Here is a 5877-nt window from a genome sequence, read left to right as displayed (position 1 = left end):
CCGCCGCACTGTCGACCGACAACCTGGCCAAGGAATACTTCGGTGACCAGGGCATGCTGGGTTATGTGGCTGGCGTGCAGCGCAAGGAAATCCGTCAGGGTATCGCCTGCGTCAAGCACCAGAACATGTCCGGCTCGGACATCGGCGATGACCACAAGGAGTATTTCAGCGGCGAAGCAGCCCTGAAAGCGGCGGGTAAAGACAACACCATGAACCAGTTCTGATACCAGTAGTACGCCGCAAACATAGCGCCAACCCAAAACGGGTTGGCGTTTTTTTATCCGGCGACATAGCTCACGTTTCCCGGATCTCGCTCAGCACCTTGGCCTCGACCTCCGGGTTGGGTTCGCCATCCTTGGTGGCGATCAATTCTTTCGGCGTCAGTGGGATCAAGGGCAGGATCAGCGCGTACACCACGGTCGTCGCGATCACGCAATAGGTGAATCCGTACGCTGGGCTGCTGTTATAGATCCATGAGCCCAATAGATCGCCGGCACGCGCCGAGAGGGCGAGAACGCCATCCACCAGCATCATCAAGGTGCCTTGCAAGCCTGGCGGGCAAGATCGCATCGCGAGATCGAGGTATGCTGCCGTGGCTACGCCGCCCATCAGTCCTATCGGCGCCGCCAATACAAGCGCGAGATTGGCTGAGTGAATGAATGCCAGCGGAATCATCTGCGGTACTGCGACGATCGTTCCCCACCACAGCAGCTTGTTCAGCGAGACTCTCTTGCACAGAAAGCCATACAGTAGAAATGTCGGGATGAACGCGGCGGCGAAGATCCCGTTGTAGTACGAGTAAACGGAATCCGATGCATGCAGGGCATTGGTCAGATAGAACTGCAGCGGAGTCGCCGATCCTGGCGCAAAGTTCCACAGAAAGCAGATGAGGACCGCTGGATAGACGGCCTTATGCTTCGCCAGCCGCCTGACATTCCCAACGAGATCCGTGCCCCTGGCTTGTGGCTGCTCGTAGATATGCCCGAAGACGGAAACGGGCTTCCAGAGCCCAAGCACCGCAATCCATAACGTGACCGTTGCCATCAGGATGAAGGCATCTTTCGCGGCAAGATGATCGGAGATATACCCGGAAGCGAATGCTCCCGCAACGACCGGGACGGAGCTGACCACATTGCACAGCGCGCTCAGGCGCCCGGACATGCGCTTCTCCTGGCCCACCAGAGCAATCAACCCCTGATAGGCTGCGGCGACAAATCGGGACGACAGCATTGCCAGCAGCATCCCGATGACCAGTCCCGCGTATGAGAAACCTGAAAACGCTATCCAGATGAAAGCCACCGCGGTCACTGGAGCGAAAATCAGGAGGAAGCCGCGATCGCGCAATCCCAGCGGGTTCCATTGGTCGCGGGCGAGGCCAAAAGCGAACGCAATGTACACGGGTATGCCTGTCACCAGCCGGAATGTCGAGATMTGCGTCGCCGTTGCATGCAACTGGTTCTTGAGTATGTACGACGTCTGTATATCAACCAGGAAACCGGCTGGCGTTGCCAGATAGATGAACAGGGTGAGCCAACCGAAATACAGCAGGGTTCGGTCGCGGTCCTCGGCACCATTGCGACCAGAAGCGGCCAGCACGTTTGTCGCGGCGCGTTTGAAGTTCTTGGACATGGGGGACCACGTACACGTCCTCGGAAAACCAATCAAAGGTGCTCCCGTGCATGTGCGGGCTGCGCCACCAAGCATCGTTAACAGAATACAGCGCCAGTGCAGAAACAGTGTAGGTAAAAAATGGGACTCGATGCTCGGAGGCCTACCTCGTTCGCGCGGAGAATCCCGCGAGCGAGCGAGCTGGCACGCTGCTAGCGGGCGGTGCGATGGCCTGGCCACCGTCCGCCAGGCTCTCCGGAGGCGTTCTGCGCGTTGCGCGCTTGCGTGGTATCCGACGGTTACGCCGGTAGCGCCGGTAGCGCCGCCTTCATCATCGCGCCGACGCGATCGAACAGGCATTGCGCAGCGGGCGCCACGCCGAGCAGGTGGATGCAGGCATGCACCATGCCCGGCAAGCGACTTTGGTGCACGATAACGCCGGCGTCGGCGAGGCGGCGGGCATAAGCCTCGCCTTCGTCGCGCAGTGGGTCGTACTCGCAGACCAGGATGGTGGCGGGCGGCAGGCCGCCGAGCCGCTCTGCGCGCAGCGGCGACGCAGCTGGCGAGTCTTTGTCCGCCGGTCCGCGCAGGTAGGCCGACCAGCAGAACGCCATCACATCCCGCGTCAGGTAGTAGCCTTCGGCAAACTCGGTGTAGGAGTCCGAGTCCATCGCACTGTCCAACGCGGGATATAGCAGCAGCTGATGCGCGATGGCAGGGCCATGGCGGTCGCGTGCCAACAGGGCCGCAGCGGCTGCGAGGTTGCCGCCGGCGCTGTCGCCGCCCACCGCGATCCGCTTTGGATCGATGCCGAGTTCCGCGGCCTTGTCGAATGTCCACACTACCGCGCGATACACGTCCTCYAGCGGCACAGGAAACTTGTGCTCGGGCGCGAGCCTGTAGTCCACCGACAGCACCACGCAGCCGGTGGCGTTGGCCAGGGCACGGCAGGGGTTGTCGTAAAGCGCCAGCGAGCAAAGAAACCAGCCTCCGCCGTGAGCGAACACGATGGCGGGCAGCGGCGCGTCAGCTTGCCGCGACGCCGCCGGCCAGTAAGCACGAATCCCGATCTCGTGGCCGTCATCGGCTCTGAGGCTGAACATCTTGATCGCGGCCACTTCCTGCAAGGGGCCGTGCAGCGCTGGCAAGTCGCGTTCGGTGGCGTGGCGCATGTCCGCTAGCGACGTCTCACCGCCGCTTGCTGGTAACGCAGCCAGGAAGCGAGCGATATCCGCATCAACGGGCATGCGCATGCCCTCCCTGCTGCGCTTCCAGGAACGGCAGCAGCTCAGCCATGAATGCCTCTGGCGCCTCCTCCATGATGAAGTGGCCGCAGTCCGGCACCACCGCGCCGCGCAGGTCGATGGCGTTGTCGCGCAGCGTCACCAGCGGCGCGTCGTTGGTCGCGTGCTCCGCGCCGATGGCCAGCACCGGCATCGCCAGCTTGCGCTTTGCGCGTTCGCGGTTCTGGCGCACCGTTTCCGGAATCGCGCGGTAGTAGGCGAAACCGCCGCGCAGGCCGCCCGGCGCCGAATAGGCCGCGATGTAGGTGTCCACGGCCACGCGGTCGCGGCGATGGGACCACTGGTCGAACATGAAATTCAGGTAGGCGGCCTCGCGCCCGGCGATCAGCGTCTCGGGCAGATCGGCTACCTGGTTGAACATGAAGTGCCACAGGAACTTGTTTTCAGCAGGCGGCGCGAAGATGCTCGGCGCAGGCGCGAGTCCGGGGATCACGGCCTCGGTAAGCGCCAGCCGCGTGACTGCGTCAGGATGGTCGCTGGCCAGCGCGTAGGCCACCCACATGCCCACATCGTGGCCGACCACCTGATAGCGGTCATGGCCTAGCGCGGCCATCACGCGGTGCAATGTGTGGGCAGTGGCGCCGGTGTCGTAGCCCGTGGGCGGCCGGTCGGAATGCCCTGTGCCCGGCGGGTCGACCGCGACGGCGAGGAAGCCGCGTTGCGCGAGCGCCGCCATCACATGGCGCCAGGCGAACCACGTCTGCGGCCAACCGGGAATCAGCAGCACCGGCTGGCCGCTGCCTGCGGTGACGCAGTGCACACGGTGGCCGTCGATGCGTACATAGGTGTGCRTGTGTTGGGCGTTGTCTTGCATGGATGTCTTCGTTGGATGATGCATTGGTTTCGTTGAATGCGTTGAATGCGTTGTATGCGTCGGATGCGCTGTTGGTGTCAGGCGATGCCGAGCATGCTGGCGATCTGCGCCTTGTTGACCGTGGCGCCAGCAAAGTCGTCGAAGATCCGCGAGGTCACGCGGATGATATGGCGGTTGATGAAATCCACGCCTTCGCGCGCACCGTCTTCCTGGTTCTTCACGCAGCACTCCCACTCAAGCGTGGCCCAGCCCTGGTAGTCGTATTGCGCAAGCTTGGAGAAAATCGACTTGAAATCGACCTGGCCATCGCCCAGCGAGCGGAAGCGTCCGGCGCGCTCGGTCCACGACGTATAGCCGCCATAGATGCCTTGCCGCCCGCTTGGATTGAACTCGGCATCCTTGACGTGGAACATGCGGATGCGGTCGCGGTACAAGTCGATGTAGTCCAGGTAGTTCAGCTGTTGCAGCACGAAGTGGCTGGGATCGAACAGGATGTGGCAGCGCGGATGGTCGCCAACCAGGCCGAGGAAGCGCTCGAAGGTGGCGCCGTCGTGCAGGTCTTCGCTGGGGTGGATCTCGTAGCAAAGGTTGACGCCTTGCGCATCGCAGGCATTGAGCACCGGCAACCAGCGTTTGGCGAGTTCTTCGAACGCGGCTTCGATCAAGCCTTCGGGGCGCTGCGGGAACGGGAACAAGTAAGGCCACGCGAACGAGCCGGAGAAGGTGCCCATCTCAGTCAGGCCGAGCCGGCGCGACGCCTTGGCGGCAAGCTGGAGCCGCTCCAGCGCCCACGCGGTGCGCGCCTGCGGATTGCCGCGCAGCGCGGGCGGCGCGAAGTTGTCGCACATGGAATCGTAGGCAGGATGCACCGCCACCAGCTGCCCGAAGATATGCGTGGTCAGTTCGCTGATGACCAGGCCGTGCTCGGCCAGCGTGCCTTTGACCTCGTCGCAGTATGTCTGGCTTTCCGCTGCGGTCTTTACGTCGAACAGGCGCTCATCCCACGCCGGAATCTGCAATGCCTTGAAGCCTGTATCGGCAGCCCATTTGGCGATGGCGGGCAGCGTGTCGAACGGCGCTTGTGTGTCGCTGAACTGGGCGAGGTGGAGGCTTGGGCCTTTGATGGTTTGCATGGATTGAACCGCCTATTGTTTGTCGAGCGACAAAGAATAGATGGCCGGGACGAGGAAGTCAACCGTGTTTGGCGCCGCGACGGTAAAATGCAAGCCGCAACAGCATTCACTCACGAGCAGAACATGGCCGGACGCCCCAGAGAATTTGATCGAGACCAAGCCCTGAATACGGCCATGAACGTGTTCTGGGAGCGCGGTTATGAAGGTGCGTCGATGTCGACGCTGGTCGAGGCGTTGGGCTTGGCCTCGGCGCGCATCTACGCGGCGTTCGGCAGCAAGGAAGCGTTGTTCCGGGAAGCGGTGGCGCTATACGAAGCTGGCGAAGGCGGCTTCGCGGACCGCGCCATGCAGGAAGAAGAGTCGGCCAGGCAGTCCATCGAACGCTTGCTCGGCGACGCTGCGCGGACCTACACCAAACGCGGCCGTCCGCATGGCTGCCTGGTGGTGTCCGCGGCCAGCAGCTGCGCGCTCGAGAACGAACCGGTGGCCGACTGGCTGGCGGAACATCGCCGCCAGCGCACGCAATCCATCATCGACCGGCTGCACGCGGCGGTGCAAAGCGGTGAACTGCGGCAGGATACCGACATCGCCGCGCTTGGCGATCTCTACGGCGCGCTGTTGCACGGCATCTCCGTGCAGGCCCGGGACGGCGTCAGCCGCGCCCGCTTGCAGGCGATGATCGGGCCCGCGATGCTGGCGCTGGATGCTGCCGCAGCCCCTGGCAAAGCCGCCCCTCAACGTTGATCTGGAAGAATCTGGCATCTGGCGCGACCAGGCGAATCCCCAGCTTGAGGCGCATGCGCGGACCATGAGCAGTCAATTGACAGCGCCTCTTCGCGTTCAGCGAGGGATGATTCTGTTCCCGGCCTCAGACTGAATAACTCGCCGCCATGCCCTCGTGAGCATGGTTACATCGTCCGCGCAGACATAGGCCGGGGCTCCGAGGGCCATGGCTGCTTGCAGGAATGCGTCATGGGCGCCTTGCCATTTTGATGTCAGCACTTCCTCGGTACTGTCG

5 protein-coding genes and 1 pseudogene are annotated in these 5877 nt (G+C 63.0%); 2 read left to right on the top strand and 4 right to left on the bottom strand.

All coding sequences use genetic code 11. The annotated features are described in order from the left end of the window. Positions 1–224, top strand: a pseudogene (locus AC1DS3_RS34045) (isocitrate lyase); the annotation flags it as partial. Positions 225–294: 70 nt separating this feature from the next. Here AC1DS3_RS34045 and AC1DS3_RS34040 read toward each other — a convergent pair. The 4 genes from AC1DS3_RS34040 to AC1DS3_RS34025 form a co-directional block, all read right to left on the bottom strand. Further along, positions 295–1596: an MFS transporter gene (locus tag AC1DS3_RS34040; protein ID WP_477128904.1), complete on the bottom strand. Its 1302-nt coding sequence runs from the start codon at positions 1594–1596 to the stop codon at positions 295–297. Positions 1597–1907: 311 nt separating this feature from the next. After that, a complete protein-coding gene (locus AC1DS3_RS34035) occupies positions 1908–2861 on the bottom strand; it encodes an alpha/beta hydrolase (RefSeq protein ID WP_441635954.1) in 954 nt (317 codons plus the stop codon). Next, the gene (locus AC1DS3_RS34030) at positions 2845–3726 is read right to left on the bottom strand and encodes an alpha/beta fold hydrolase (RefSeq protein WP_477128903.1); all 882 of its coding nucleotides are present in this window, start codon (positions 3724–3726) and stop codon (positions 2845–2847) included. The genes AC1DS3_RS34035 and AC1DS3_RS34030 overlap by 17 nt, the downstream gene beginning before the upstream one ends. Positions 3727–3803: 77 nt before the next feature. After that, complete coding sequence (locus AC1DS3_RS34025) at positions 3804–4859, bottom strand: sugar phosphate isomerase/epimerase family protein (protein ID WP_441635950.1); 1056 nt, start codon at positions 4857–4859, stop codon at positions 3804–3806. A 174-nt stretch (positions 4860–5033) separates the two neighbouring features. On the opposite strand from AC1DS3_RS34025, the gene AC1DS3_RS34020 reads away from it, so the two are divergent. Next, positions 5034–5603, top strand: a complete 570-nt coding sequence (locus tag AC1DS3_RS34020; protein ID WP_441635949.1) for a TetR/AcrR family transcriptional regulator — start codon at positions 5034–5036, stop codon at positions 5601–5603. Positions 5604–5877 lie beyond the last annotated feature (274 nt).

The organism is Cupriavidus sp. 01L46 (assembly GCF_056399905.1).
Note: the sequence above shows the minus strand (reverse complement) of the source record. Positions and strands in the feature narration are given on the sequence as shown.

Coding starts and splice junctions, on each gene's coding strand:
- AC1DS3_RS34025 (WP_441635950.1), bottom strand. CDS start 4,859: ATGCAAACCATCAAAGGCCCAAGCCTCCACCTCGCCCAGTTCAGCGAC.
- AC1DS3_RS34020 (WP_441635949.1), top strand. CDS start 5,034: ATGAACGTGTTCTGGGAGCGCGGTTATGAAGGTGCGTCGATGTCGACG.